The following is a 25,818-nucleotide window of genomic DNA, read 5'->3' on the forward strand; positions in this document are numbered from 1 at the left end:
ATGAACCTGGCTCAACCGCACCTGGCATTCCTACCAGTAGCACCTGCCCTACCTGGCATTTTTGCCAGTTGTTGAGGCTGTCGGAACGTTTTAAAAAATAGCTTCAAGCCCTTGCCGCATGGAGCATCCCTGATGGCCGCCGCCTCTTCCAAAGAACTCAAGTCCGCAGCGGATACCGACACCTTCCCGGTGCCCTACCTGATCAGCACCCAACCCGACGGCAGCCTGCCCGACATGCAGGGCTTCGACCTGGAACGGGTAGGCAGCGTCGAAGGGGGCTGGTACAGCCTGTGCCCGATCAAGGCCGGTCGCGCCCTGGCCAAGGGCGAAACCATCAGCGCGTGCCTGGTACACCGTCGTACCGGCGAACTGACTCGGGTCGACTACACAGCGAAAGCCGGCAAGCTGGACGCCACAAAGTGGTTGGCAGACTTCGCCGAACAGGTCGCCAAGGCCGGCAAGCCGATCACGGCCGGGGGTTGGAGCGAAGACAATGCGTTTTCCAGCAGCCACGCGAAACCACGCCTGTGGTGCCAGGCCGACTATCGGGCGTTCAGCACCGCACCGTTCAGCAACAACCGCGTTCAGGTGCTGGCGTGTGACGACAATTTCTCGCTGACCAAGGGCAAGACACTTAGCCTGCAAGTGCGCGACCTCAAGACCCAGGCCCTGCACGAACAGCACCTGTTTACCGCCGAAGCGGACAGTGGCTGGAGCAAGGCCCTGTGCGAGCAGATCAACCGCGACAGCCACCTGTTGCGCGCCGGTGTACTGGACGCGGCGGCCTGCACGGTGACACCAGGCGACCAAGGCAACGCCTTCTGGGGGCCGCAGCACGCCGAACTGTGCGTGACCCTGACCGAGGTGGACTGGTGGGCCAGCGATACGCTCGACAGCACCGCAATACCCAGTGGCGGCCCGCTGCATGCGTGGGTATACGACGCGTTCTCCCATCGCCTGCTTGGCCACCACACCTGGACGCCGAGCAAGGTGCAGAGCACCAGCGACAAATGGCTCAAGCCTTGGGCCGAAGCGCTGGCCAAATCGCAGGTGGCGCCTTACTTGCGCATCAATACCACCACGGCGATGCTCGAACAGCGCGGCGACGGCCTGCGCATCTTCGCCACGCTGCCGGGGGACGAGCATGCGGTCGATGGCCCGGTGCTGAAGGCGGCTTTCAAGGCTCCGGGAGATGCTGTGCTGGTGACCGTGCGTCATCCTGGCAACCAGGCGTTGCTGCACCACGCACTGTTCAGGCCGCAGGATTGCAAGACAGTGCCCGGCAACCAGACCACCTGGGTAAAGGCGCTATCCCTCTTCATCCAAGCACAAAATTGGCCGGAGCTGTCTGTCAAGGATGACAAGCAGCTGTGGCTACCTCGCCACGCTGAACTGCTGGTCGCGCTGGACAACGTTGGCGACGGTGGTGGCTGGAGTACCGAGGATTATGGGTTGCAGCTGCTGAACACCGATGAATGGCCAAGCGACAAGACAACTGATTCCGCACAGATCACGGTCCAGCCAACCGAAGGTGTGACTGGGGTGACGATCAATTCTGAGGGCGCAGAATTAGCGTTTCGCCTTGACGAGGCAGCGCGCAAAAAGGGCTACCGGGTGATGGCGTGCGTACCGAGGCAGGAGCAGGCCGAACGCCTCAGAGAAACCTACAATGCCTATGTGGATGCATGTGTAGCGGTAGGCACGCCAATCGCAGCAACGTTTGCCGAAGTCACAACCTTGGATGACCCCGCCAACGTCGCCAAGGTTTTAGCGCAGAGAAAATATTCCTTAGACAGTTCTTCCGTAGACGTTATTTACGTAGACAGTGCTTCCTTAGACATTTCTTCCTTAGACAGTTCTTCCTTAGACAGCTTTCCTTTAGACAGCTTTTCTTCGAATCTACTAAGATACTGCGTTTACACGCAGATCCTCAGAAAACATGCCACCGTCCAGACCGTTTTTAGGACAGGAGACATTGGCACCTACGAAAACTACTGGAAAGACGTTGACGGAAAGAAATATGCGAGATTCTGCAACGCTATCCTCCGTGACATTCTTGTTACCTTCAACCCCTTACGTTACGAAAAATTCAAAGGCGATCTGGCGGCTACCGAGGCCGAAGTTGTTCTAATCAGCGGCGGCGTCAAGCATATGTTCGATTCCCGCCTCTATACATTTCTAGATGAACAAATAGTTCATTCCAGCCCCCTAAACACCATAGAAACGACCGCCGACACCGTACTTAAGAGTGCGTACAAATTCGCTGAAACTATCACTCAAAAATTTAACAGCGAGGCTAATGTAGTCGCCATCGTGGACACTGTCATCAAGGCTATTGGTGAGGTGGCGGAGCAGATGAAGGCGGCGATTTCGAACTCGTTGGCGACAAAGCTGAAGAAGCTGGAGACGCCGGTGAGGAAGAAGAAGAAGATGAAGATGGAGAAGGAGATGGAGATGGAGATGGAGATGGAGAGCGCGGAGCAAAAGCTCAAGCGATCACCTTATGAAGTCTCGGTCGCTAGACTTCACCACGAGTTTTTTCTCTCTCAAGACACACCCCCACCGGTGTGGCCTGTATCGGTCACTGGCGATACCATCACTTGGCAAGGCCCTCTGGCCAACCAGACGTATGATATCTACATGGACTTCCCAGAGTCCGAGCGCGGCAAAACCGCTTCGACCGTGGGCCATATCGGTACATTGCAGGCCACCCAGTTGTGGCACGCTCCCCAGTCTGTCAGCTTCCACCCAGCGAAAGCGCTCAAAGAATGGAAGGAAATCAGCTTCCTCTGCGAAGACTACGCTAACACCAGCCGCTCCGAACTGTTTGATACCACCGGCCACAGCGAATCCGGGGTGGACCCACGCACCGGACTGTTCCACGCCCATTACCCAGTGGCCAGCCTGCAGGGCTTGCAAGGCCAAGGGCCCGCGTGCGACCTGACCTTGCACTACTCGGCGCTACGCGCCAACGAGGCCGGGCTGGGTGATGGCTGGGCCTGGCGCTTTTCCAGCGTGCAGGTGCGCGACAGGCTGCTGACCCTGGCCGATGGCACCCAGGTCAAGTTCACCGACGCGCAATGGGCCGACCTGGGCAAAGGCCAGGCGCTCAAGCTGGCCTCCTGCGTGGTGCGCAGCAACGAGGACTACAGCGAATTCACGCTTGACCTACCCAGCGGCCGCCAGGAAATCTTAAAGGCGCCTGCGGCCAAAGGCAGCGACGACGAGGAGCCGAACAAAGAGTTCCACGACCTGGTCGTGAAAACGTTGAAAGCCATTCGGGACAAGTCAAAACCTGATTTCCCGACAACACCGGAAAACTGGCAACAGTGGCTACTGATGTGCGTTCCCTGGCTCTACTACGCCACTGCGGCAATCGATTATAACGAGGCGGTCAAGGCGTGGGAGGGTGACGAGAACATCAAGGAACTGAAACGACGCATCGCTGAATACGAAAAGCCGTTCGTGTTGCTGCTGCCATCGACCATCGAGTCGCCCTACGGTGAGCAGTTGACGTTGGAGTGGAAGCGCCAGAAGGGCCAGTTCCTGCTGTTGGCGATCAACAGTGGCGACGAGGCACTGTTCACGGCGGAATACGTCACGCCGCAGGAGAAAAAGGCCTCGCAAGTGAAAATGCAGGTCTGGCCGGGCAGCAAGACCGAGAAGTACGAGGTTAATCTCGACCTCAAAGGTTATCTGCTGCGTACGCTCAAGCGCGAGCAGAACGGCAAGGTTTTGCAACAGGTCGACTGCGATTACGATGACGACCCGACACTGGACCGCGTGCTGTGCGGGCTGCGAGAACTGGATGGTTCGGTCGAATGCGTGAAGTACCAAGCTGCCACGAAGCAACACGGCCGCCCTGGCCTGCCTCGCGTCAAGCTGCACACCCTGCTGCCAGGCGATGGGCATCAGAACCAGGTGACGACCTACCGCTACGACGGGGAATTTCTGGAGACCGACCAGCGGGTCGTCAGTGTCGAGTACGAAGGCGGCGCGCATGGAGCCCGCGAGCAGCATTTGCTGGTGCATGGTCGCGTCAAACACGGCAGCCGTTTCGAGCGGTTCGAACTGCTGCGCGGTGTGGCCTCGGAGCAGGACCACTGGCTGGCCTTCAGCACACGCAAGGACGAGAAAAAAGGTGACAAACATCGGTTGACCAAGGGTTACCGCTATACCGGAGCGGGCGATGAGTTTGTCGAATTGTGCTACGCCCTGGAGGCCGGCGCCGAGAGCGACGAGATCGTGGTGAAGGACGGAGCGGTGCTGATCGAGCGCCAGCAGGAGCTGCTTGAGTGGCTCCTCAACAAATCCGATAACGCCGACCGCCCAAAATTGGCCGCGAGCATCACTCGGCTGTTGGCCGGCGTTCCCCGCTCCGAGCGCGATGCGCTGGGCCGCACAGTGGAGGTGGCCACGCAGGAAGAAGACCTGGCCGGCAACATCCAGCGCCTGCACAAGAGCGACGAGCACACGCTGTACCGCTGCTACTACACCAAAGCCGGCGACAACCCGATCACGCTCAACACGTTGAAAGGGTTGGAAGCACTACCGACCCTGAACTGCCCCTTCATTCCGGACTATGCCGCGGCGCCGCTCATGGCGGAGTACCAGTGCGATCCATTCGGCAATCCAAAGGGTCTGCGCCTGTTCGGCTACCGCAAGGTCAAACGTGGCACTCGTGACTTGCTGGAGCAGGCCGAGGTGGTCGTGATCGAGGGGGTCAAGGCCCAGCTCAAAGGCGACCGGCTCGACGCCGATGCCACCTGGGCGCTGGCCGGCGCCTCGGCCCCCCTGCTGTGGCGCCAGCGCAGCACCGAGATTACGGGGGTCAGCGCCAAGACAGCACAAAGCAAGGTCATGCAGTGGTCGGTCAAGGATACCCAGGTCACTCACCTCGGCCAGCAGCGCTTCGAGCTGAAGAACGTCCAGGACTTCGAGGACAACCCCACCAATAACGGCATCGTGGTACGCGTCAACGCCAGCACCGAGGCCGGTACCGAACAGCTCAGCAAGGAGCTGCGCTCACGCCATGCCCGGCGTCGCCTGGAACGGGTGGAGCAAGGCGAAGAGGTGCACTGGCAGTACGATGCGCTGGGCCGCGTGACCCAAGAGACGCGCTACCTGGTCAAGGCAGGTGGCACGGGCAAGGACAAGGACCAGAAGGCCGACGAGCAGACCGACACCACCTATTCGGCTGACGGCAAGGTGGCCACGCACACCCATGCCAACAAGGACATCAGCCGCAGCTACCTGGATGGCCTGCAACGGGTTTGGCGCCGCGAGTGGCGCAAGCACGGCACCCAGCACTATGTACCGCTGGAGCAATGCAGCCTGCAAGGCCTGGATGCATCGCAGTTGCTGGCCAGTTGCACCTGGGACTACCTGCCCGGCGGCCAGGCCGTGGTGGCGATGGCCCCAGCGGTGTTGAGCGTGGGGCCTCAAGCCTGGACGCGGGAACAAGGCGGCCTGGATGGGCCAGGCCTGCGTAGCGTGCTGCAAGCCAAGGACAAAGCTGACGCTGCACAAAGTGCATGGGTGTTCGAAGCGCTGGCAACCCAGGACATCACCAGCCAGTGCCTCGTCGAACACGGCCTCGATGGGCAGTGCTTGTTCCAACGCAGCACCGATTATACCTATCGCAAGAACGGCACCTTCGAGCAAGTGGAACGCCTGATCGACACTGACGGCAAAACCCACATGCAATTGCTCCGGCACTTCGACAGTTCGGGGCACGTCATCAAGTATGAACGCACTCTGGGCAAGCAGATCGATACCTATAGCCTTGAACGCGACGCCTTGGGCCGGGTTACCCAGCTCACGCGCCCCAACGACTCCACCGTCGCGTACAGCTACCATGGCCTGAGCAACCACGCCACCGAGCTCAAGGTGGACGGTACGGTGGTGGCAACACAAAAGGTGAGCAAAGTCAGCACGCTGACGTCGCGTACCGTGGGCAAGCGCGCCTATGGTTTCACCGACACGACGGTGACCTTGCCCGACAAGACCATCCTCACCACTGCACAGGACGCCAAGGGCATGAGTTTCAAAGGGCAGGAGCAGGCCTTCTCCAGCCTTACTCACGAGGACAACACGCTGACCTTGTCCTCGGACGCCAGCGACAGCGCGATGTCCAGCGGCTGGACGCAGGCCTACCGTGACGTAAACCTGCCTGGTCGGCAGCAGGTCAAGCAAACTTCCCCTCGCGCCACGCGCCAGGGCTGCCGCTGGCAGAGCCTGCGTGGCCAGACGCTGGCCTCGCTGCGCGCCGACGGCCACTGGCAACGGGAGTTCACTGATCGCCTGGGCCGGGTGCTGCGCACGTGCCAGGACCACGAGGAAGTGCTGCATCGCTATGACGCGCTGGGGCGCTTGCAGTCGCGTCAAGCCCAGGCACTCAAGGCCGGCGGCCGCTGGCAGGTACTCAGCGAATATGACAGCTTTGGCCAGGAAGTGACTCGACGCTTCCTGCACAACGGCAGCGAGTGCTTCAAGCAATGCCTGACCTGGCGCGGCGATGGCCGCCTGGCGAGCAAGACCAGCTACGAGAAAGGCACCCAGCTGCGCGCCGAGCACTTCACCTACGACGCGCTCGACCGCCTGCAAAAGTATGAATGCAAGACCAGCGCCGCCAAGCATTGCCCGCAAGACAGCCAGGGCACGGCGGTCAAGGCCCAGGACTTCACCTGGGATGCCATGAGCAACCTGACCCAGTGCGTCACCACCGACTTTGACGACAAGACGCACACCGAGGACCTGGCCTATGCCAAGGCCGATCCGACCCAGCTGACAGGCGTCACCCGTGGCAAGGACACCCAAAAGATGGCCTGGAACAGCAATGGCTACCTGACCGACGCCGCAGGCCAGCACCGCTTCAGCTACAACGCCGCCGGCCAGCTCGACAAAGTCCACGACAGCGCCGACAAGCTCCTGGCCCGGTACGAATACGACGGCAGCCAGCGCCTCGCGGCGCAGTACCTCGAGGCCGACAAGAGCACCCGCGAGCTACGCTACGACGGCGACGAACTGATTGGCGAGCTGCGTTACGACAAGGCCGGCAAGGTCAGCCAACGCACAAGCCTGACCGGCGGCCTGGCCCAGTACGATGAAAACGAGGTGCGCTGGCTGATCGATGACCCACAGGTCGGGGTCGCCGGGCAGGTCAAGGAAGGTAAGCTGGAACTGGCACCGCTGCTGCCGTTTGGCGAAGGCAAGGCGCTGACCGGCGTTGTCAACGGCTACAACGGCATGCGCCGCGACCCCCTCACCGGGCATTACCACGCCGGCAATGGCTACCGCACCTACAACCCGGCACTGCGCCGCTATGCCCAGCCGGATTGGCTCAGCCCGTTTGGTGAAGGGGGCATCAACGACTACGCCCACTGCCCGGACCCAGTCAACCTGCACGACCCTAGCGGGGCCATCATGATCAGTCGTTGGGACCAGACAAACCAACTGGCCTCCTATCACCAGGCACTGCAGGACACCCAGAAGATGCCGGTCGGCAGTCGCTGGCGTGGCCTGGCGTTCTCGGCATTGGTGGCCGTGGTGGGCGCGGTACTGACCGTTGTCACCGGGGGCATGTCGGCGATCGTGCTGGGGTTCGTCACGGCGATGAGTGTGCTGTCGTTCGCCTTCGAAGTAACGGCGGTGTTCACAGCAGACTCGAACCCTGAACTATCCAGAAAATTGAGCATCGTTTCGGTCGCCACAGGGGTACTGAGTACCTTGGGCTTCTCCGGGTTGTTCAAGCTTGGCCTGAAAGGGCTGAAGCTCCTGGCGACGGGGGCCAAGCTGCTAGGGAAAGGCGCCAAGGTGGTGTGGAACGGTGCCAAGACCCTGTGGCGCAACGGGTTAAAAGGGTTGTCAGGTACGGGGCGCGCAGCCAGAGCGGGCGGTCGATTCACCAAGTTTGCCGACAACGCGCTGGGAGGGGTTGGCACTCCTGACAAGCTCGGCAGCCCTTGGCGGCGACTGATGTATCACCTGACAGAGCCTGTTGAAATCTATACCCATACCAACTTTGCACACGCAGGCGCCATTGGAAAAATTGGCAGCTATATGCAAGCCAAGGGATTGCATCTCCCACTGGCCAGCCGCTACCTGCCGACCCGCATCTCGCAGGGTGCCGCATACGCAGCCGACGTTGTCTGCAACGTACTCGATGCCAACCTCTTGCAAGGCACGATCCTATCGAGCATAGGCCTGGAAGAGCAGCGCCTGGCGCTGCAGGCAGAGGAACAACCCGAGCGGGCGGCGAGCGTCACGATCAGCGTAAGGAACGCGGGCGATTCCTCGGCCGCGCAGGTACCCCGGCTTCCATCCATTGGCACAGTACGGCACAGGTTGCCACCGGCCACGCACAGCGTGAGGTTCTGGTGGTGAGCTTGCCAGCGGATTGCGCAGCAGCGCTTTCCCTGCCCCGCGCTGGGGAAGCGCATCCATAGGCAATGATAACGAAGGTGGCAATCATGAGCGATACAAAGGGCAAGACCGGAAAAGTGGTGGAGTTCGATGACGAAGAGGGCTACGGCTACATCGACTACAAACACCAAGGAACACGGGTGTACCTGCCCAAGGATCAGGCCACGGGCCTGGAGGATGACGTCGAGGTGACGTTCGACATCAAGCTGGTGGGAAACAAACCGCACGCCACCAATGTGAAGCGCAAATAAACCCCGGCGTGCTGTAGCGTGCCCCGCGTCAAGGCGCGGGGCGCGTTCACTCGAAGGCTTCGACCGAGTACCCTCGGACTCCAGCTCAAACGCCTCCGATTTCCGCGACGCTGATCTCGCGCATCCGAAACTTCTGCACCTTGCCGGTCACGGTCATCGGAAACTCTTCGACAAAGCGGAAATGCCGCGGCGTCTTGAAGTGCGCCAGCCGCGCCTTGCACCACTGCTGCAACTCCTCGGCCGTGGCACTGTGCCCGGGGTGCAGACGGATCCACGCCACCACCTCCTCGCCATACTTGCTGCACGGAATCCCCACCACCTGTGCCTCGGCCACCGCCGGATGGGTGTGGAAAAACTCCTCCAGCTCGCGCGGATAGATGTTCTCGCCCCCGCGAATGATCATGTCCTTGTTGCGCCCGACAATCCGCACGTAACCGTCGTCATCCATCACCGCCAGGTCGCCGCTGTGCATCCACCCGGCCGGGTCGATGGCGTCATGGGTGGCCTGCAGGTTGTCCCAATAGCCGAGCATCACGCTGTAGCCGCGGGTGCACAGCTCGCCGATCTCGCCCCGGGCAACGATGCGCCCGTCAGCGTCCACCAGCTTGGTCTCCAGCTGCGGCTGGGTGCGGCCCACGGTGGTCACGCGCATCTCCAGGCCGTCATCGGGGCCGGTCTGCAGCGACACCGGGCTGGTCTCGGTCATGCCGTAGGCGATCTGCACCTCGGCCATGTGCAACTGGTCGATGACCTTGCGCATCACCTCGATCGGGCAGGTGGCGCCGGCCATGATGCCGCTGCGCAGTGTGGACAGGTCCAGCGCAACGCGGCTGGGGTGATCGAGCATGGCGATGAACATGGTCGGCACGCCATAGAGGATGCTCGCGCGCTCCTCGGCCACGGCGCGCAGGGTGAGTTCGGCGTCGAAAGCGTCGTTGGGATAGATCAGGGTGCTGCCGTGGGTGATGCAGCCAAGATTGCCCATGACCATGCCGAAACAGTGGTACAGCGGCACCGGGATCACCATGCGATCCTGCTCGGTCAGGCCCAGGCTCTCGCCGACCATGTAGCCGTTGTTGAGCAGGTTGTAGTGGCTCAGGGTCGCGCCTTTGGGCGCGCCGGTGGTGCCGGAGGTGTACTGGATGTTCACCGCCTGGTCGAACTGCAGGCCCTGCTGCCGGGCCTCGTAGGCGGCGAGCTCCACCTGCCCTGCCCGCCCGGCCAGCGCGGTCCAGGGCAAGAAGCCCATCGGCGGCTCGGCGGCGAGGCTGATCACCCCGCGCAGGTCGGGCAGGCGCTCACTGGCCAACTCGCCCACGGCATGTAGCGCCAGCTCAGGTACCAACGCCTGCACCATCGCGTGGTAGTCGGAGGTCTTGAAGGCATCGGCGCACACCAGCCAGCGGCAGCCGGACTGGCGCAGCACGTATTCAAGCTCACCCACGCGATAGGCCGGGTTGATATTGACCAGAATCCCGCCGACCTTGGCCGTGGCCAGTTGCAGGATGCACCACTGGGCGCAGTTGGGCGCCCAGATGCCGACCCGCTCGCCGACCTCCACGCCCAGCGCCATCAAGGCCCGGGCATGCACATCGACCTCGGCGGCCAGCTCGCGCCAGCTGTAGCGCAATCCCTGGTGGCGCACCACCAGCGCCTCGCGCTCGCCATGAAGGGCGACGGTGGCATCGAAGGCCTGGCCGATGGTCAGGGTGAGCAAGGGTTTGTCTTGGCGGCCGCGCGTGTAGCTTGGTTGAGGCATGGTTGTCCCTTCTTGTGGTTGTTCTGGGCATGACTGAAGCAGGCGGCAATTACTCTGGCGCAGATTTACGTTTACGTAAAGGTGACGTTGCGATTGACAGCCCCGGAAGGCAGGTTTACGTTAACGTCAACCACAGACATGACGGCGTTGTGGGAGCGGGCTTGCCCCGCGATGAGGCCGGACCAGGCAATACCGCTGGCCGTTCTGACGGGCATCGCGGGGCAAGCCCGCTCCCACAACGCCGCAGCAACCGCTCCCATTTCAAGAACAAGAAGGTGCCCGCACATGCATTACCCCAGCCTGAACTTCGCCCTGGGCGAGACCATCGACATGCTCCGCGACCAGGTGCGCACCTTCGTCGCCGCCGAGCTGGCGCCGCGTGCCGCGCAGATCGACCACGACAACCTGTTCCCCGCCGACATGTGGCGCAAGTTCGGCGACATGGGCCTGTTGGGCATCACCGTCCCTGAAGAATACGGCGGCGCCGGCCTGGGCTACCTGGCCCATGTGGTGTCGATGGAAGAAATCAGCCGGGGCTCGGCGTCGGTGGCCCTCTCCTACGGCGCCCACTCCAACCTGTGCGTCAACCAGATCAACCGCAACGGCACCCACGAGCAGAAGCTCAAGTACCTGCCCAAGCTGATCAGCGGCGAGCACATCGGCGCCCTGGCCATGAGCGAGCCCAACGCCGGTTCCGACGTGGTGTCGATGAAGCTGCGCGCCGAAAAACGCGGCGACCGCTACGTGCTCAACGGCAGCAAGACCTGGATCACCAACGGCCCCGACGCCAACACCTACGTGATCTACGCCAAGACCGACCTGGACAAGGGCCCCCACGGCATCACCGCGTTCATCGTCGAGCGCGACTGGAAAGGCTTCACCCGCAGCAACAAGTTCGACAAGCTCGGCATGCGCGGCTCCAACACCTGCGAACTGTTCTTCGATGACGTCGAAGTGCCGGAAGAAAACATCCTCGGCCAGCTCAACGGCGGCGTGCGCGTGCTGATGAGCGGCCTGGACTACGAGCGCGTGGTGCTCGCTGGCGGCCCCACCGGCATCATGCAGAGCTGCATGGACCTGGTGGTGCCGTACATCCACGACCGCAAGCAGTTCGGCCAGAGCATCGGCGAGTTCCAGCTGATCCAGGGCAAGATCGCCGACATGTACACCCAGCTCAACGCCAGCCGCGCCTACCTGTACGCCGTGGCCCAGGCCTGCGACCGCAGCGAAACCACCCGCAAGGACGCCGCCGGGGTGATCCTCTACACCGCCGAGCGCGCCACGCAGATGGCCCTGGAGGCAATCCAGATCCTTGGCGGCAACGGCTACATCAATGAATTCCCGGCTGGGCGCCTGTTGCGCGACGCCAAGCTGTACGAGATCGGTGCCGGCACCAGCGAGATCCGCCGGATGCTGATCGGCCGCGAACTGTTCAACGAAACCCGCTGAGCACAAGGAACCGGCGTCCATGGCTACCTTGCATACCCAGATCAACCCACGCTCGGCGGAATTCGCCGCCAACAGCGCGGCCATGCTCGAACAGGTCCAGGCCCTGCGCGGCCTGCTCGCCCAGGTCAGCCAGGGCGGCGGGCCGAAGGCCCAGGAGCGGCACACCTCGCGCGGCAAGCTGCTGCCCCGCGAGCGTATCGACCGCCTGCTCGACCCAGGCTCGGCGTTTCTCGAGATCGGCCAGCTCGCCGCCCATGAAGTCTACGGCGAAGACGTGCCGGCCGCCGGCGTGATCGCCGGCATCGGCCGGGTCGAAGGCGTGGAATGCATGATCGTGGCCAACGACGCCACGGTCAAAGGCGGCTCCTACTACCCGCTGACGGTGAAAAAGCACCTGCGCGCCCAGACCATCGCCCTGCAGAACCGCCTGCCGTGCATCTACCTGGTGGACTCCGGCGGCGCCAACCTGCCGCGCCAGGACGAGGTATTCCCCGACCGCGAGCACTTCGGGCGGATCTTCTTCAACCAGGCCAACATGAGCGCCCTGGGCATCCCGCAGATCGCCGTGGTGATGGGCTCGTGCACCGCCGGCGGCGCCTATGTGCCGGCCATGGCCGACGAGGCGATCATGGTGCGCCAGCAGGCGACCATTTTCCTCGCAGGCCCGCCTTTGGTGAAAGCCGCGACCGGTGAAGTGGTCAGCGCCGAGGACCTCGGCGGTGCCGACGTGCACTGCCGCACCAGCGGCGTGGCCGACCATTACGCCGATAACGACGAGCACGCCCTGGCCATCGCCCGGCGCAGTGTCGCCAACCTCAACTGGCACAAGCAGGGCAAGCTGCAGTGCCAGGCGCCGATCGCGCCGCTGTACGACGCCGAGGAGCTGTACGGTGTGGTCCCGGCCGACGCCAAGCAGCCGTTCGACGTGCGCGAGGTGATCGCACGGCTGGTCGACGGTTCGGTGTTCGATGAGTTCAAGGCGCTGTTCGGCACTACCCTGGTGTGCGGCTTCGCCCACCTGCACGGCTACCCGGTGGCGATCCTGGCCAACAACGGCATCCTCTTCGCCGAGGCCGCGCAAAAAGGCGCGCACTTCATCGAACTGGCCTGCCAGCGCGGCATCCCGCTGCTGTTCCTGCAGAACATCACAGGTTTCATGGTCGGCAAGAAGTACGAGGAAGGCGGCATCGCCAAGCACGGCGCCAAGCTGGTGACCGCCGTGGCCTGTGCGCAGGTGCCGAAGTTCACGGTGATCATCGGCGGCAGCTTCGGCGCCGGCAACTATGGCATGTGCGGCCGCGCCTACGACCCGCGCTTCCTGTGGATGTGGCCCAACGCGCGCATCGGCGTGATGGGCGCCGAGCAGGCGGCCGGCGTGCTGGCCCAGGTAAAGCGCGAACAGAGCGAGCGCAGTGGCGAAGTGTTCAGCAGCGAAGACGAGAAGAAGCTCAAGCAGCCGATCCTCGACCAGTACGAACGCCAGGGCCACCCCTACTACTCCAGCGCCCGGCTGTGGGACGACGGCGTCATCGACCCGGCGCAGACCCGCGATGTGCTCGGCCTGGCGTTGTCCGCCGCGCTGAACGCCCCGATCGAACAGAGCCGCTTCGGCATTTTCCGGATGTGACCCATGAGCGAATTCGCCACCCTTGAACTGGTCAAGGACCCTCGCGGCTTCGCCACCCTGTGGCTGAGCCGGGAAGACAAGAACAACGCCTTCAACGCGCAGATGATCCGCGAACTGATCGTCGCCCTCGACCGCCTGGCCGAGGACGCCAGCCTGCGTTTCGTGGTGCTGCGCGGCCGCGGCCGGCATTTCAGTGCCGGCGCGGACCTTGCCTGGATGCAGCAGTCGGCGCAACTGGACTTCAACACCAACCTGGACGACGCCCACGAGCTGGGCGAGCTGATGTACGCCCTGCACCGGCTCAAGGCGCCGACCCTGGCCGTGGTGCAAGGCGCGGCCTTCGGCGGTGCGCTGGGGCTGATCAGCTGCTGCGACATGGCCATCGGCGCCGAGGATGCGCAGCTGTGCCTGTCGGAAGTGCGCATCGGCCTGGCCCCGGCGGTGATCAGCCCGTTCGTGGTCAAGGCCATCGGCGAGCGCGCCGCCCGCCGCTACGCCCTAACCGCCGAGCGCTTCAGCGGCGTGCGCGCCCGTGAGCTGGGCCTGCTGGCCGAGGTGTACCCTGCCAGCGAGCTGGACGCCCAGGTCGAGGCCTGGGTCGACAACCTGCTGCACAACAGCCCGCAGGCGCTGCGCGCCACCAAGGACCTGCTGCGCGAGGTGGACGCTGGCGAGCTGAGCCCGGCCCTGCGCCGCTACTGCGAGAACACCATCGCCCGCATCCGCGTCAGCGCCGAAGGCCAGGAAGGCCTGCGCGCCTTCCTGGAAAAACGCCGCCCCGCCTGGCAAGACAACAAGGAGCCGCGCCCATGAGCCGACCCACGCTGACCACCCTGCTGGTCGCCAACCGCGGCGAGATCGCCTGCCGGGTGATGCGCACCGCCAAGGCCATGGGCCTGACCACCGTGGCCGTGCACAGCGCCACCGACCGCGATGCGCGCCACAGTCGCGAGGCCGATATCCGTGTCGACCTCGGTGGCACCAAGGCCGCCGAAAGCTACCTGGTGATCGACAAGCTGCTCGCCGCGGCCAAGGCCAGCGGCGCCCAGGCGATCCACCCGGGCTATGGCTTCCTGTCGGAGAACGCCGGTTTTGCCCGCGCCATCGAGCAGGCCGGGCTGATCTTCCTCGGCCCACCGGCCAGCGCCATCGATGCCATGGGCAGCAAGTCGGCGGCCAAGGCGCTGATGGAGTCCGCCGGCGTGCCGCTGGTGCCGGGCTACCACGGCGAGGCCCAGGACCTGGAGACCTTCCGCGCCGCCGCCGAGCGCATCGGCTACCCGGTGCTGCTCAAGGCCAGCGCTGGCGGTGGCGGCAAGGGCATGAAGGTGGTCGAGGACGAGAGCCAGCTGGCCGACGCCCTGGCCTCGGCGCAGCGCGAGGCGCAGTCGTCGTTCGGCGATGCGCGCATGCTGGTCGAGAAGTACGTGCTCAAGCCGCGTCATGTGGAGATCCAGGTGTTCGCCGACCAGCACGGCAATTGCCTGTACCTCAACGAGCGTGACTGCTCGATCCAGCGTCGCCACCAGAAGGTGGTCGAGGAAGCCCCGGCGCCGGGCCTGTCCCCCGAGCTGCGCAAGGCCATGGGCGAGGCCGCGGTGCGGGCCGCCCAAGCCATCGGCTACGTGGGCGCCGGCACCGTCGAGTTCCTGCTCGATGCCCGCGGCGAGTTCTTCTTCATGGAAATGAACACCCGCCTGCAGGTGGAGCACCCGGTCACCGAAGCCATCACCGGGCTCGACCTGGTGGCCTGGCAGATCCGCGTGGCCTGCGGCGAGCCGCTGCCGATCACCCAGGAGCAGGTGCCGCTGATCGGCCATGCCATCGAGGTGCGGCTGTATGCGGAGGATCCGGCCAACGAGTTCCTTCCCGCCACCGGCACCCTGGCGCTGTACCGCGAGTCGGCGCCGGGCGAAGGCCGCAGGGTGGACAGCGGCGTCAGCGAGGGCGACGTGGTGTCGCCGTTCTACGACCCGATGCTGGGCAAGCTGATTGCCTGGGGCCAGGACCGCGAGCAGGCGCGCCTGCGCTTGCTGGCGATGCTCGATGAGTTCGCCATTGGCGGGCTGAAGACCAATATCGCCTTCCTGCGCCGCATCCTTGCACACCCGGCGTTTGCCGAGGCGGAGCTGGATACCGGGTTCATTCCGCGTCACCAGGATGTGCTGCTGCCTGCGCCCCAGGCGCTGCCGGCGCAGTTCTGGGAGGCGGCCGCCGAGGCGTGGCTGCAAGGCGAGCCAGCGCTACAGCGCCAGGACGACCGCGCTTCGCCGTGGGCGGCACGCGATGGCCTGCGCCTGGGCTTGCCGGCGCGCAGCAGCCTGCATTTGCAGTGCGACGGGCATGAGCAGGCCGTGGCGCTGGAACGCAGCGCGCCTTCGGCCTATCGGCTGGAGGGGGAGCAGCTGTGTCACGACCAGGACGGCCTGCGCCGTCGTCACCTGTCGGTGCGTCGGGGTGGCACCTTGTACCTGCAGTGGGCCGGCGAGTTGCACGCCATCAGCGCCCATGACCCGATTGCGGCGGCAGAAGCCAGCCACAGCCATCAGGGCGGGCTGGGCGCCCCCATGAATGGCAGCATCGTGCGAGTGCTGGTCGAACCGGGACAGGTGGTCGAGGCCGGTACCGCGCTGGTGGTGCTGGAGGCGATGAAGATGGAGCACAGCATTCGGGCGCCCCATGAGGGGACGGTGAAGGCGCTGTTCTGTCAGGAGGGGGATATGGTCAGCGAAGGGACAGTGCTGGTGGAGTTGGAGGGGGCATAACGGCGGCAATGTGTTCGCCGAAAGGGTTGTTTCGCCTATGAGATCGAGCGCCGCCCGCGCGGCGCATCGCGACGCAAGGCCGCTCCCACATTTGTTGCAACGTGCCAAACCTGTCAGGCCATGGTTGCCCGCCCTGGCGCATGCCTTGAGACAGGCGGGGCGGCAGCAGTCTCTATGCTGGGACCGCGTCGGACCAACGAGGCGGACCAGGTAATGGCACAGGATTGACTGGCCCGAAACAGATGTGGGAGCGGCCTTGCGTCGCGATGCGCCGCGCGGGCGGCGCTCGATCTCAAGAGCGCTGCAAGGCCCCTGCCTGGCGCCTCGCAGCCCCAACACGACCTGCGCGCGAACCTAGAGCACCCCGTGCATCCGCACCACAACACCAAGGAACTCGCAGCCCTCCTCGCAGACCAGGGTCGGATAGGCATTGTTGAGCGCCTTCAGATACCGCTGCCCACCCTCCTCGGTCAACTGCCGAAAGATCGCGGACTTGCCAGGCAGTCGGGCAATCACCAGGCGCCCCGGCTCGGCGGCCACGCCGTCATCAACCAGGATTCGAACCCCCTCGGGCACGCTCCTGCCGCTGGCAGCACTCATGGTGTCGTTCTCGACCGTCAGCCAGAACGCCTTGCCCTGGGCCAGGTAGTCGGTCTGCTCGAAGACCTCCGGCGCTTCCTGCTCCTGCTGACCCAAGGTGCTCCAGTCACGTACCGGATAGCGGAAACACACGAAGTATTTTGCCAGCCCGTCATCATCATCCTCGTCCTCGAGGCCATAACGCGCCCGCTCCTCGCCCACCTGTCCCAGCACACGCAGTTGCATGCTGACCTGGTAATGCGGCATGCCCAACTCGATGAACGTACGGTTCATCGAGTCGACCCGAGGCTGACGGCGTTTCTTCAGCCAATGGCCGATGCTGCCCTGGGAGACCCCAACGCGTTCGGCAAGCTGCTCCTGGGAGATATCGAGTTCCTCGATCCGTTCCCGGACCAGGGCTATCCATTTGTCCATATTCATCGCAGGCACGATACGGACTGCCTCCCTGCGTTCAATACACATCAAGTAGTATTTGTCCAAACACATTTCAATACTTTAGGTATTAGAATCGAGCTTCACCTTTCCCCTATTGGTATTCGCAGGTAATCAGGATGAGCATCTCGAAAGAAACGGAAACAGATCTCGACGAAGAAGCAGCCCGCCGCGCCCTCGATTTCTACCTCAACCCCACCCCCACGCCCCGCGACCTGGAGCGTTCGCTGTGGACCTTGCGCGAAGGCGTCAGCAACGCCCAGGCCTGTGACCATGCCATGGCGCTGCTGCGCTGCGCGTCGGCCACGGCACAGGAAACCGGCAACCATCTGCAGGGCACGACGCGGGAAGTGGTGTTTGCGCTGATGCACATGGTCAACATGGCCCGCGCCCTGCTGGAGCAGTGCCACGCCACGGAAAAGGCATCGATGTGAAGGGAGAACGTGATAGCCGACGAACGGCAAAAGCCCCGATTGCCGGGGACGAGGCGTGCGTCAGTTAGATATTTTTTTGCCAATCGCGGAAAAATCATTTGACTGGCAAATGATAACGATTATTATTGCACTCAGCAGGTCGCGAGACCCGCTGGATAACCTGCAACGTCCTCAGGTCGGACGCTCAGATTATCTCCTCATCAGGCTAATCACGGTTTTTGACCCGGCTTTTTGCCGGGTCATTTTTTTTGGCTCTTCAGGCTAATGAAGATCGTTGATGGCGGCGATGATAGCAAAACTGTGTCAGGACGTGAACGCTCATTACAAATCTTTGCGGAATCAGCACTTGAGAATCAATCTCGTTTAGCCTAGGCTTTGTACGAAAAGGAGCCGAGCGGCGATCAGGCAAGGCGAAAACAGGCGAGGAAGCGGAGTTTACGGGTTGGAAATGAGCATTCCGAGCCTGTTTTCAACGCAGCATGATCGTCGCGCAGGCCCTTTTCGTACAAAGCCTAAGCTGATTTCGCGTCAAGGAAGACGCCCCCACCCCTTTCCTTAATGAGCAAGGAGCTGTCCATGACCCGCCTGCTGCTGCCCCTCGAGCACGACCCGCACACCGCCGAACAGCATGGCGATGACGCGCTGCTGCATGCGCTCAAGCGTCTGCCGCGCCGGGTCCAGCAAGTGTTCCTGCTCAACCGCCTCGACCAGCTGGGCTTCGCCGCCATCGCCGAACGCCTGGACCTGCCGCTGATCAGCATCGAACGCCATATGAACCAGGCCCTGCAGACCGCCCGCGCCCCAGGCGACGCGCTGGCCAGCATCGCCGGCCAATGGTACGTGCGGCTGCAGAGCCCGCAGGTGACCGCCAGCGAGCGCATCGACTTCCGCCGCTGGCTGGATGCCGACCCCGACCACCTGCGCGCCTTCCACGAAACCGAACTGCGCTGGCGCAGCCTGCTCGCCCCTGCCCGGCAATTGGGCCACGACGGCTGGTACCGGCAAGGGCGTGCGGCGCTGTCGCTGGGTGGCTGCTCGATTGCCGTCGTTATAGGTGTTGCAGCACTGGTTCTATTTGGATACTGCGTGTGATCCCCTTTACATCGCCTAGCCTTCAAGGCCCCTGATGTTTTTGCCGAGGGGAGATATGTCGCTGTAGGCTGGGGGAAGATCGTGAGGTGGTGATGGGGCCAACCGATCGTGTGAAGTCTGATCAAAAACTGAGTCCTCTTGGGTCGACGCACTCCCGACAGCGGGACGTCTACCGGATGCTCTCCTTTGCAACGAAGGGGTGAGCACAGTAAAGGTGATCGGCTCATACAAGTTTCGTAAGTAGGACAGCCGTTGCCGCGTCCTGTCCACCTTGCCTTTGACTTTATTGTATTCGCGTTCCAGCCCTTCTAAACGCGATTCGCGCTTTGCTTTTATTTCGTACTTGTAAACCCAGTCGAGAAAATGCATACGATCCAAACGCCGACCTAATTTATCTGCCATGACGAGATCGTCGACAGTGGTCTCTTCTTTGCGCCAAAAACCTGAAAACTCTTGCGTGGCTGGATTCGTGTCGAACCGACTTAGCCAATGCTTTGTAATTTTTATTTCAGCCATATACCTCAATTTTAATGAATCGAAATGCCCAGAAGGATCATGTAGATTGACCGGGTCGTTCCTACAATAGGCGTACCCATTTAAACCTCCCATAGCAAATGGACTTAGGCTGTCGGGGGACATAAAACGCATTAATGTAGTGTTGAACGCACGGTAACCGTTACCCAAAAAATAACAATGCAACAACGATTCAAGATACTGCCCATTAAACAACAATTTCATTCGTCGTCCATCCTCCACATTCAGATGGCCGAAAGGCAGGTAAGCAAACCGCTGAACCTCTTCACTTGGACGTTTATTGACGAGAACAGTTAGCTTATCAGTGCCGGCCAACGTGCACACAAAAATCTGATCCATATTAATTCGACCCTCTAAACCAGGTGTTCCAGAGACATCCTAAATGCGACACGCCAGACGCTACTACTGGCAAAACTGCCAGGTGCACCCCTCGCCATCATCAGGTCGGATCTACACAGCTGCGTGGTAACGCCTTTGGCCACCAGTGCCCTGAGAGCTGCCAACCGATGTACAGTAGGTGCCAACAACAACGCCAACAGGAGGCTGGCAATGACCGTGACGCTCTCCCCGCTGCACATCGACTGCGATTTCGACTCCGGCAACATCCTGGTCCTGGACGCCAGCAACCCTGCGCATGTCCACCTGAACATCCGCCCGGACACCAACAGTGGCCACTTCCAGTGGTTCCACTTCAAGGCCAGCGGCCTGACCCCGGGCCAGGTCCATCGCTTCAGCCTGGACAACGCCCACCAGTCCTCCTACAAGAACGCCTGGACCGGCTACCACGCCGTGGCCTCCTACGACCAGCAGACCTGGTTCCGCGTGCCCAGCCAGTTCGACGGCAAGGCCCTGAGCTTCGACTTCAAGGCTGAACAGGCGCAGGCCTGGTTCGCCTACTTCGAGCCCTACCCGCGTGCGCGCCACAACCAGCTGATCGAGCGCGCCAAGCAGATCCCGGGCGTCGAACTGCTGGCCAGCGGGCGCAGCGTGCAGGGGCGCGACATTCCGCTGCTGCGCGCGGGCGACGGCGCAACCGGCAAGCGCAAGCTGTGGATCATCGCCCAGCAGCACCCGGGCGAGCACATGGCCGAGTGGTTCATGGAAGGCGTGATCGACGCCCTCGAAGCCAACGGCCCGGTCATCCAGCAACTGCTGGCCAAGGCCGACCTGTACCTGATCCCCAACATGAACCCGGACGGCGCCTTCCTCGGCCACCTGCGCACCAACTTCAAGGGCAAGGACCTCAACCGCGCCTGGCAGGACGCCAGCGTCGAACTGAGCCCCGAAGTGTTCTTCGCCCAGAGCCAGATGAAGCTGCATGGCGTGGATGCGTTCATCGACGCCCATGGCGACGAGGAGATCCCCCATGTGTTCACCGCGGCCTGCGAAGGCAACCCCGGCTACACGCCGCGCCTCGCCAAGCTGGAAGAGCAGTTCCGCAGCACCCTGTGCAGCCTGACTCCGGACTTCCAGACCAAATACGGCTACACCCGCGACGAGCCGGGCCAGGCCAACATGACCTTGGCCTGCAATGCCGTGGGCCAGGCCCATGACTGCCTGTCGCTGACCCTGGAGATGCCGTTCAAGGACCACGACGATGCGCCGAACCCGCGCACCGGCTGGTCGGGCGAGCGCTCGAAGGCGCTGGCCGGGGCGGTGCTGGAGACGTTGCTGAAGATGGTCGGCGATCTGCGCTGAGCAACCCGATCCCATTGTGGGAGCTGCCCTTTCGCGACACAAGGCCGCTCCCAGGTGTGGTGTTACTCAGAACTGCACATCCAGGACCACACTGTCGGTATAGGTCGCCGCCGGCGGCGTGGCCTGGTCGGTGTACACCTTGGCGTTGTAGTTGAACACCTGGCTCCCCGTCCCGGTCCCCGCCCCGGGGTTCACCTCGGCATCGCTGCTCGAACGTCGCGCCGCGCCCACCGAGCCCCAGCGCACCACGCCGGCGCTCTTGAAGATGTCGTAGGCCAGGTAGTTGTTGGCGCTGGACTTCATCCGCCGCCGCCCGCCCGAGACGTTCTGCCCGTCATCCAGCCCCACCGTGTAGTTGCTGCCCTTGGTGCACGACACACTCACGCTCTGGTTCACCGTGCCGAATCCGGCCACCACCGGCGCGCTGGCAAAGCTGATGTTGGGCGTGGTGATCTGGCAGTCGTTGGTCACGGTGAGGCTGACCAGCAGGGTCTGGTTGCCGCTGCCGATGTCGCGCCCCAGGCAGATGGCACCGATACCAATCCCCGAGCAGTAGTTCCAGCTCCAGGCGATGTTCAGGGTTTCCTGGTACAGGCCGGCGGCGACATTGGCACCGACCACGGTCTTCAGGTACAGCGGCACGGCTTTGGGCGTGGTGCCGTTGAGCAGGCCCAGGGCATCGATGATGCCATTGCGGGCGAAGTCGAACTGCACGCCACGGCTGATCGGGTAGCTGGTGGTGTTGTCGGCGTAGAGCGTATAGGGAATCACATCGCCGGTCGGCCCCACCAACCCACTGCTGGACGACGTGAAGGTGGCATAGAAATGGTCATTGCTGGTCAACAGCGACAACAGCGAGCCGGTGCACTGCAGGCCGGCGTTGGTGGTCGAGGCATTCTGCACGGTGGTGCGCACCAGCGTCGAGTTGACCGAGCCGTAGGCCGCCGGCGCGGTGACCACCGACGAGCACAACGCCCAGGCCGTCCCCGGCAGCGCCAACAGCCCTGCCAGGCACCCACGGATCAGCCGGTTCATTGGCACACCAGCGGGCCGATCAGTGGAATCGGCCCCTGCCCTTCAGGCAGGTCGAACGCCACCTGGCACTGCCCGCCATCGGCCTTGTCCACCTGCAGGCGATTGTGCGGTGCCAGGTTCTCCAGGTAGACCAACCCATCCCACCCCACCACCGCCTCGCCGCCGCTTTCCTGATGGCGTACCCGGCTGCCCAGCTTGAGTTCCTGCTGGTCAGCATCGACCAGCACCAGGCTCGCCGCCAGCACACGCTTAAGCGGGAACTCCAGCAGGTAGCCGCTGCCACGGCGCACCGCCACGCGTTGCTCCACCTGCGGCGCCAGCACATCGGCAGGCAGGTCCATCGGGTCGATCTCGTACTTGCCGCGGTAGTAGCCGCTGCTGTACGGCACCAACAGGTGGCCGTTGCGGTCGGTGCGGCCGATCTGCTGGTTCTCGTAGCGCACCGGCACGTCGGCGTAGCCGCTGGTGCTGACCACCACGAAGGCGTCGTCAATACGGTTGGCGGCGAAAAGGCCCGCATCCATCAGCACCAGCGAGCCACTGGCATCGGCCCAACGGGTCATCTCGCCGCTGCTGCCGTAGGCGCCCACCTGCAACTGCACCGACTGCAGGCGCCAGGTCAGGTCGGCCTGGCGGTAGTCGTCGCGGTTGCCGCCGGTGGCGTAGCCCAGGTTGTAGCCCACCCCGCCGCCCACGGGCACCGCCTGGCTGTAGTTGACCCGCTGCAGGTCCTGGCCATCCTTGCTGCGCTCGGCGCTGAAGGCCAGGGTGCCACGCAGGTCGAAGGGAATCACCAGTTGCGCCTGCACCGCCCACTGGCTGTCACCGACCTCGCGGTTGGCCGACAGGTACAGGCTGCTGTTGCGCCACAGCGGCTTGCTCCAGCTCATGTTGATCAGCCGCGTGCGCGTGCCGTCGCCGGCGCGCACGTCGAAATAGCCCATACCAAGGCTGCCGTAGCGGTCCAGGTTGAGGCTCAGGGTGGCCTGCTCGCTGCGCTGGCTCAGGCGGGTGAAGGGGCTGTCGACCAGCGACAGGTCGGCGTAGTCGCCGTGGCGCTGCACGCGCTGGTAGTTGAAGCCGATGCGCCGGCTGTTGTACTGGTAGCCCAGCGCCAGCTGCTGGCCCGTATCGCCTTCGAAACGGCTCTGGGTCAGCGCCGCGTTGAGCACGCCGAGGGTACCCAGGCGCAGGTTGCCGCCCAGGCCGCCGAGCATCATCGACTCGGCGCTCTCGGCATGGGTTTCCAGGGTGAAGTAGTCGGACACCCCGTGGCGCAAGGTCGCCGAGGCGACCCCCGGGCCATAGGCGAAATCGCGCACGGCATAGTCGCGGCGCAGGCTGCCGGCGGCCACCGAGAAGTCCGACAGCCCCTTGGCCAGCAGGCTGCTGGTGACGTAGAACGGCAAGGTGGTCGACACCTGCCGGCCGAGGGCGTCGGTGGTCACCACCACCGCTTCGCCGGCGCCGTTGATGAACGGCACGTTGGTCAGGGTATAGGGGCCCGGCTGCAGTTCAGTGCTGCTGCTCTTGTAGCCGTTGATGAACAGGTCCAGCGATGTCGGCACGGCGGCTTCACCGGCAAAGGCCGGCAGCGGATAGGTGATCAGGTCGGGACGGGCGCCGAAGTCGCGGGACAGTTGCAGGCCGCCCACCCGCACCGAGGTGGTCCAGGGCAGCGCGCCGGTCACCAGGTCGCCCGCCTCATAGGTGAGCAGGCGCTGCTCGTCGGTGTAGCGGAAGGTGGTGTCGTAACGCAGGAAACCCTGGCGACCCTGGGCCTGGGCACCATTGAACGACTGGCGCCATTGCCCGGTGCTGGAGAAGGTGCCCCAGTCGTCGAACAGGCGTAGCTCGTTCCAGGCGGCCAGGTAGCTGCCGCCCTCGTCGGTGTCGTTGAGGTAGGCGTCGTAGTTGAGCAAGGCGCCGAAGCTGCTGCGGGCGTCGCTGGCCGGGTACAGGTTGCGCTCGCCGACCTGCTGGTCGGGCAGCCAGGCCGGCGGCACCTGCAGCAGCAGGCGCTGGTTCTGGCTGTCGTAGTCGCTGTGCAAGCCGGGGATCTCGTCCAGGGCCACTTCGCCCTGGGGTTCGCCCGGCAGCCTGATGCCCGCCTCGCGCAACACCTCGCTGGCCAGGTACAGGCGCCCGGCGCGCTGCTGCACCGGCACCAGCTCAGCCTTGGCCACCTGGTTCACCTGCAGGTCGAGGTACAGCGTGGCGTCGGCGATGGCGGCCTGTTCCGAGGGTGGCGGCGGCAGCTCGTCGGCCACGCCCAGGCCGGGCCCCAGTACCGCCAGGCCCAGGCACAACCGGTGCGTTGCCACACACACCCAGCTCACACACGACTTCCAACCATTACCGGGTCCTCCCTGGCCCCTTCGATCCGTTCATGCGCAGGTCACAGCCCCTGTTTGATGGCCTGTGCCACCTCCTGGCCGTTGACCCGTCCCTTGAGCACGCTGGCCGCGCCCGGCGTGGCCGGTGCCGGCCAGCGCATGCTGGCGCCGGGCAGCACGTAGCCGAGCAGCCCCTCTACCAGCGGCCGGTCCTGGCCGGCCTGCTGCAACACCACGTCGGTCAGCCGCGCATGCACCGGCCCCGTGTTGCGCAGCTCGACATAGGGCTTGCCCTGCACCGTCACCGCGCGCCAGCTCAACTGCGGCTTGCCCACGCCCTCTGCACTGCGCCTGCCCTCTGGGTCGGGCTTGCCCCACAGCCCCTCGCCGTAGACGAACAGCGGCACCGAGTAGCGCATCTGCAGGCGGATTGCCGCTTTCGGCCCCTCGCTGGCGGCATCGGTCGGCAGCGGCGAAGGGATCTCGTCGATGATGATGCGGTAGGCCTGCTCCTGGCCCGCGGGCGAGCTGCCGGTGCGGGTCAGGCGGATCAGTTGCTTCTGCCCCGGCGGGATATTGGCCACCGGCGGGCTGCCGATGATCTCGCGCTGGGCCTGGAACTGCTCCTGGTACTCGCCCTGGCGCCAGGCGAACACCCGCACCTGCAGGCTGGTCGGCGCAGAACCACGGTTTTCCAGCCACAGCGCGCCGGCCTTCTGGTCGGCCTCCAGCACCGGGTCGATCGGCCAGATCAGCACCGAAGTGGCCGCGAAGGCCGATGCGCAGCTGGCCAACAGCAGCAGCCCGATGATCCCACGCGCCCGTTTCGCGCCTGCCCCCATGCCCCTCTCCTTCTCGGTTATCCGCAGTGGCCTGTCACCAGGTCACCGTCACTTGCACGACATCGGTATAGGTCCCGGCCGGCAGGGTGCCGGTCAGGGTGGTACGGCCATAGACCGGCAACTTGATCGCCGTCGGATCGCTGTAGCTCACCGCCACGCTGCTGCCGATGCCCAGGCTCTGGCTGAACGCGGCGTCGCGGTACAGCTGGTAGGCCAGCAGTTGCGTGCCCCCCGAACGCTTGAGGTTGCGCGTGCCGCTGGCGCCGTTCTGGCCGCCGTCCAGGCTCATGCTCAGGGCCACGCCGGGGGTGCACTGGAAGGTCACCGAGCTGCCGCCGAGCGAGGTGCTCAGGGTGGCGGTGGACAGCGCCGAGCTGGTGCCGTAGTCGAGCACGCCATAGGCCGTCACGCCGCCGACCACCAGGCAGCCGGCGACGATCTGCGCCGTCACCTGGAAGGTGCTGGTGGTGACCGCGTGGGCACCCTGGGTCAGCGCCAGGCACAGCCCGACGGCCAGTAGCCGCGCCGTGCCCGACATGG

General features: G+C 63.9%; 16 protein-coding genes. 9 read left to right on the forward strand and 7 right to left on the reverse strand.

Annotation, left to right across the window (positions count from 1 at the left end):
* Window positions 1-132 precede the first annotated feature (132 nt).
* Complete coding sequence (locus ACVWZ5_RS03485) at window positions 133-8,385, forward strand: RHS repeat-associated core domain-containing protein (RefSeq protein ID WP_457340403.1); 8,253 nt, start codon at window positions 133-135, stop codon at window positions 8,383-8,385.
* An 86-nt stretch (window positions 8,386-8,471) separates the two neighbouring features.
* On the forward strand, window positions 8,472-8,675 hold the full coding sequence (locus ACVWZ5_RS03490) for a cold shock domain-containing protein (RefSeq protein WP_062573443.1): 204 nt from the start codon (window positions 8,472-8,474) through the stop codon (window positions 8,673-8,675).
* Window positions 8,676-8,760: 85 nt separating this feature from the next.
* On the opposite strand, the gene ACVWZ5_RS03495 is transcribed toward ACVWZ5_RS03490, so the two are convergent.
* Window positions 8,761-10,434 carry an AMP-binding protein gene (locus ACVWZ5_RS03495; protein ID WP_084941340.1) on the reverse strand — a complete coding sequence of 558 codons (1,674 nt, stop codon included), beginning with the start codon at window positions 10,432-10,434 and terminating at the stop codon, window positions 8,761-8,763.
* Between the two features lie 285 nt (window positions 10,435-10,719).
* On the opposite strand from ACVWZ5_RS03495, the gene ACVWZ5_RS03500 reads away from it, so the two are divergent.
* From ACVWZ5_RS03500 to ACVWZ5_RS03515, 4 genes are read left to right on the forward strand one after another with little or no spacing between them, the layout of a single operon-like run.
* Window positions 10,720-11,883, forward strand: coding sequence for an isovaleryl-CoA dehydrogenase (locus ACVWZ5_RS03500; protein ID WP_336196576.1), 1,164 nt, complete (start codon window positions 10,720-10,722; stop codon window positions 11,881-11,883).
* 19 nt (window positions 11,884-11,902) lie between these two features.
* Window positions 11,903-13,510: a carboxyl transferase domain-containing protein gene (locus ACVWZ5_RS03505; protein ID WP_096048247.1), complete on the forward strand. Its 1,608-nt coding sequence runs from the start codon at window positions 11,903-11,905 to the stop codon at window positions 13,508-13,510.
* A gap of 3 nt (window positions 13,511-13,513) precedes the next feature.
* Window positions 13,514-14,323: a gamma-carboxygeranoyl-CoA hydratase gene (locus ACVWZ5_RS03510; protein ID WP_028692514.1), complete on the forward strand. Its 810-nt coding sequence runs from the start codon at window positions 13,514-13,516 to the stop codon at window positions 14,321-14,323.
* On the forward strand, window positions 14,320-16,275 hold the full coding sequence (locus tag ACVWZ5_RS03515; RefSeq protein ID WP_457340404.1) for an ATP-binding protein: 1,956 nt from the start codon (window positions 14,320-14,322) through the stop codon (window positions 16,273-16,275). The genes ACVWZ5_RS03510 and ACVWZ5_RS03515 overlap by 4 nt, the downstream gene beginning before the upstream one ends.
* Window positions 16,276-16,629: 354 nt before the next feature.
* Here ACVWZ5_RS03515 and ACVWZ5_RS03520 read toward each other — a convergent pair whose 3' ends face one another.
* Window positions 16,630-17,337, reverse strand: a complete 708-nt coding sequence (locus tag ACVWZ5_RS03520; RefSeq protein ID WP_062575698.1) for an XRE family transcriptional regulator — start codon at window positions 17,335-17,337, stop codon at window positions 16,630-16,632.
* Window positions 17,338-17,426: 89 nt separating this feature from the next.
* Between ACVWZ5_RS03520 and ACVWZ5_RS03525 the strand changes: the two genes are divergently transcribed.
* Together ACVWZ5_RS03525 and ACVWZ5_RS03530 are read left to right on the forward strand one after the other, a co-directional pair.
* Complete coding sequence (locus ACVWZ5_RS03525; protein WP_062573438.1) at window positions 17,427-17,741, forward strand: DUF6124 family protein; 315 nt, start codon at window positions 17,427-17,429, stop codon at window positions 17,739-17,741.
* Window positions 17,742-18,317: 576 nt separating this feature from the next.
* Window positions 18,318-18,833, forward strand: coding sequence for a DUF4880 domain-containing protein (locus ACVWZ5_RS03530; protein WP_096050239.1), 516 nt, complete (start codon window positions 18,318-18,320; stop codon window positions 18,831-18,833).
* Between the two features lie 15 nt (window positions 18,834-18,848).
* On the opposite strand, the gene ACVWZ5_RS03535 is transcribed toward ACVWZ5_RS03530, so the two are convergent.
* Entirely contained in the window at window positions 18,849-19,706 is an 858-nt protein-coding gene (locus tag ACVWZ5_RS03535) for an RHS repeat-associated core domain-containing protein (protein ID WP_457340405.1), read from the reverse strand.
* Window positions 19,707-19,916: 210 nt separating this feature from the next.
* Between ACVWZ5_RS03535 and ACVWZ5_RS03540 the strand changes: the two genes are divergently transcribed.
* Complete coding sequence (locus ACVWZ5_RS03540) at window positions 19,917-21,065, forward strand: M14 family metallopeptidase (RefSeq protein WP_062573437.1); 1,149 nt, start codon at window positions 19,917-19,919, stop codon at window positions 21,063-21,065.
* Between the two features lie 66 nt (window positions 21,066-21,131).
* Here the strand turns inward: ACVWZ5_RS03540 and ACVWZ5_RS03545 are convergent, their stop codons facing one another.
* The 4 genes from ACVWZ5_RS03545 to ACVWZ5_RS03560 form a co-directional block, all read right to left on the reverse strand.
* A complete protein-coding gene (locus tag ACVWZ5_RS03545; RefSeq protein ID WP_457340406.1) occupies window positions 21,132-22,100 on the reverse strand; it encodes a Csu type fimbrial protein in 969 nt (322 codons plus the stop codon).
* Window positions 22,097-24,430, reverse strand: a complete 2,334-nt coding sequence (locus ACVWZ5_RS03550) for a fimbria/pilus outer membrane usher protein (protein ID WP_457340415.1) — start codon at window positions 24,428-24,430, stop codon at window positions 22,097-22,099. The genes ACVWZ5_RS03545 and ACVWZ5_RS03550 overlap by 4 nt, the downstream gene beginning before the upstream one ends.
* 68 nt (window positions 24,431-24,498) lie before the next feature.
* Complete coding sequence (locus ACVWZ5_RS03555; protein ID WP_457340407.1) at window positions 24,499-25,278, reverse strand: fimbrial biogenesis chaperone; 780 nt, start codon at window positions 25,276-25,278, stop codon at window positions 24,499-24,501.
* A gap of 34 nt (window positions 25,279-25,312) precedes the next feature.
* Entirely contained in the window at window positions 25,313-25,816 is a 504-nt protein-coding gene (locus ACVWZ5_RS03560) for a Csu type fimbrial protein (protein ID WP_084941333.1), read from the reverse strand.
* Between the last annotated feature and the right edge of the window lie 2 nt (window positions 25,817-25,818).

It is taken from the genome of Pseudomonas sp. TE6283 (assembly GCF_054060555.1).

What these genes read in the sequence shown, in the direction of transcription:
- ACVWZ5_RS03540 (WP_062573437.1), top strand. Translation starts at nt 19,917, where the DNA reads ATGACCGTGACGCTCTCCCCGCTGCACATCGACTGCGATTTCGACTCC.
- ACVWZ5_RS03495 (WP_084941340.1), bottom strand. Translation starts at nt 10,434, where the DNA reads ATGCCTCAACCAAGCTACACGCGCGGCCGCCAAGACAAACCCTTGCTC.
- ACVWZ5_RS03490 (WP_062573443.1), top strand. Translation starts at nt 8,472, where the DNA reads ATGAGCGATACAAAGGGCAAGACCGGAAAAGTGGTGGAGTTCGATGAC.
- ACVWZ5_RS03525 (WP_062573438.1), top strand. Translation starts at nt 17,427, where the DNA reads ATGAGCATCTCGAAAGAAACGGAAACAGATCTCGACGAAGAAGCAGCC.
- ACVWZ5_RS03500 (WP_336196576.1), top strand. Translation starts at nt 10,720, where the DNA reads ATGCATTACCCCAGCCTGAACTTCGCCCTGGGCGAGACCATCGACATG.
- ACVWZ5_RS03485 (WP_457340403.1), top strand. Translation starts at nt 133, where the DNA reads ATGGCCGCCGCCTCTTCCAAAGAACTCAAGTCCGCAGCGGATACCGAC.
- ACVWZ5_RS03510 (WP_028692514.1), top strand. Translation starts at nt 13,514, where the DNA reads ATGAGCGAATTCGCCACCCTTGAACTGGTCAAGGACCCTCGCGGCTTC.
- ACVWZ5_RS03515 (WP_457340404.1), top strand. Translation starts at nt 14,320, where the DNA reads ATGAGCCGACCCACGCTGACCACCCTGCTGGTCGCCAACCGCGGCGAG.
- ACVWZ5_RS03560 (WP_084941333.1), bottom strand. Translation starts at nt 25,816, where the DNA reads ATGTCGGGCACGGCGCGGCTACTGGCCGTCGGGCTGTGCCTGGCGCTG.
- ACVWZ5_RS03545 (WP_457340406.1), bottom strand. Translation starts at nt 22,100, where the DNA reads ATGAACCGGCTGATCCGTGGGTGCCTGGCAGGGCTGTTGGCGCTGCCG.
- ACVWZ5_RS03535 (WP_457340405.1), bottom strand. Translation starts at nt 19,706, where the DNA reads ATGGATCAGATTTTTGTGTGCACGTTGGCCGGCACTGATAAGCTAACT.
- ACVWZ5_RS03520 (WP_062575698.1), bottom strand. Translation starts at nt 17,337, where the DNA reads ATGTGTATTGAACGCAGGGAGGCAGTCCGTATCGTGCCTGCGATGAAT.
- ACVWZ5_RS03505 (WP_096048247.1), top strand. Translation starts at nt 11,903, where the DNA reads ATGGCTACCTTGCATACCCAGATCAACCCACGCTCGGCGGAATTCGCC.
- ACVWZ5_RS03555 (WP_457340407.1), bottom strand. Translation starts at nt 25,278, where the DNA reads ATGGGGGCAGGCGCGAAACGGGCGCGTGGGATCATCGGGCTGCTGCTG.
- ACVWZ5_RS03530 (WP_096050239.1), top strand. Translation starts at nt 18,318, where the DNA reads ATGACCCGCCTGCTGCTGCCCCTCGAGCACGACCCGCACACCGCCGAA.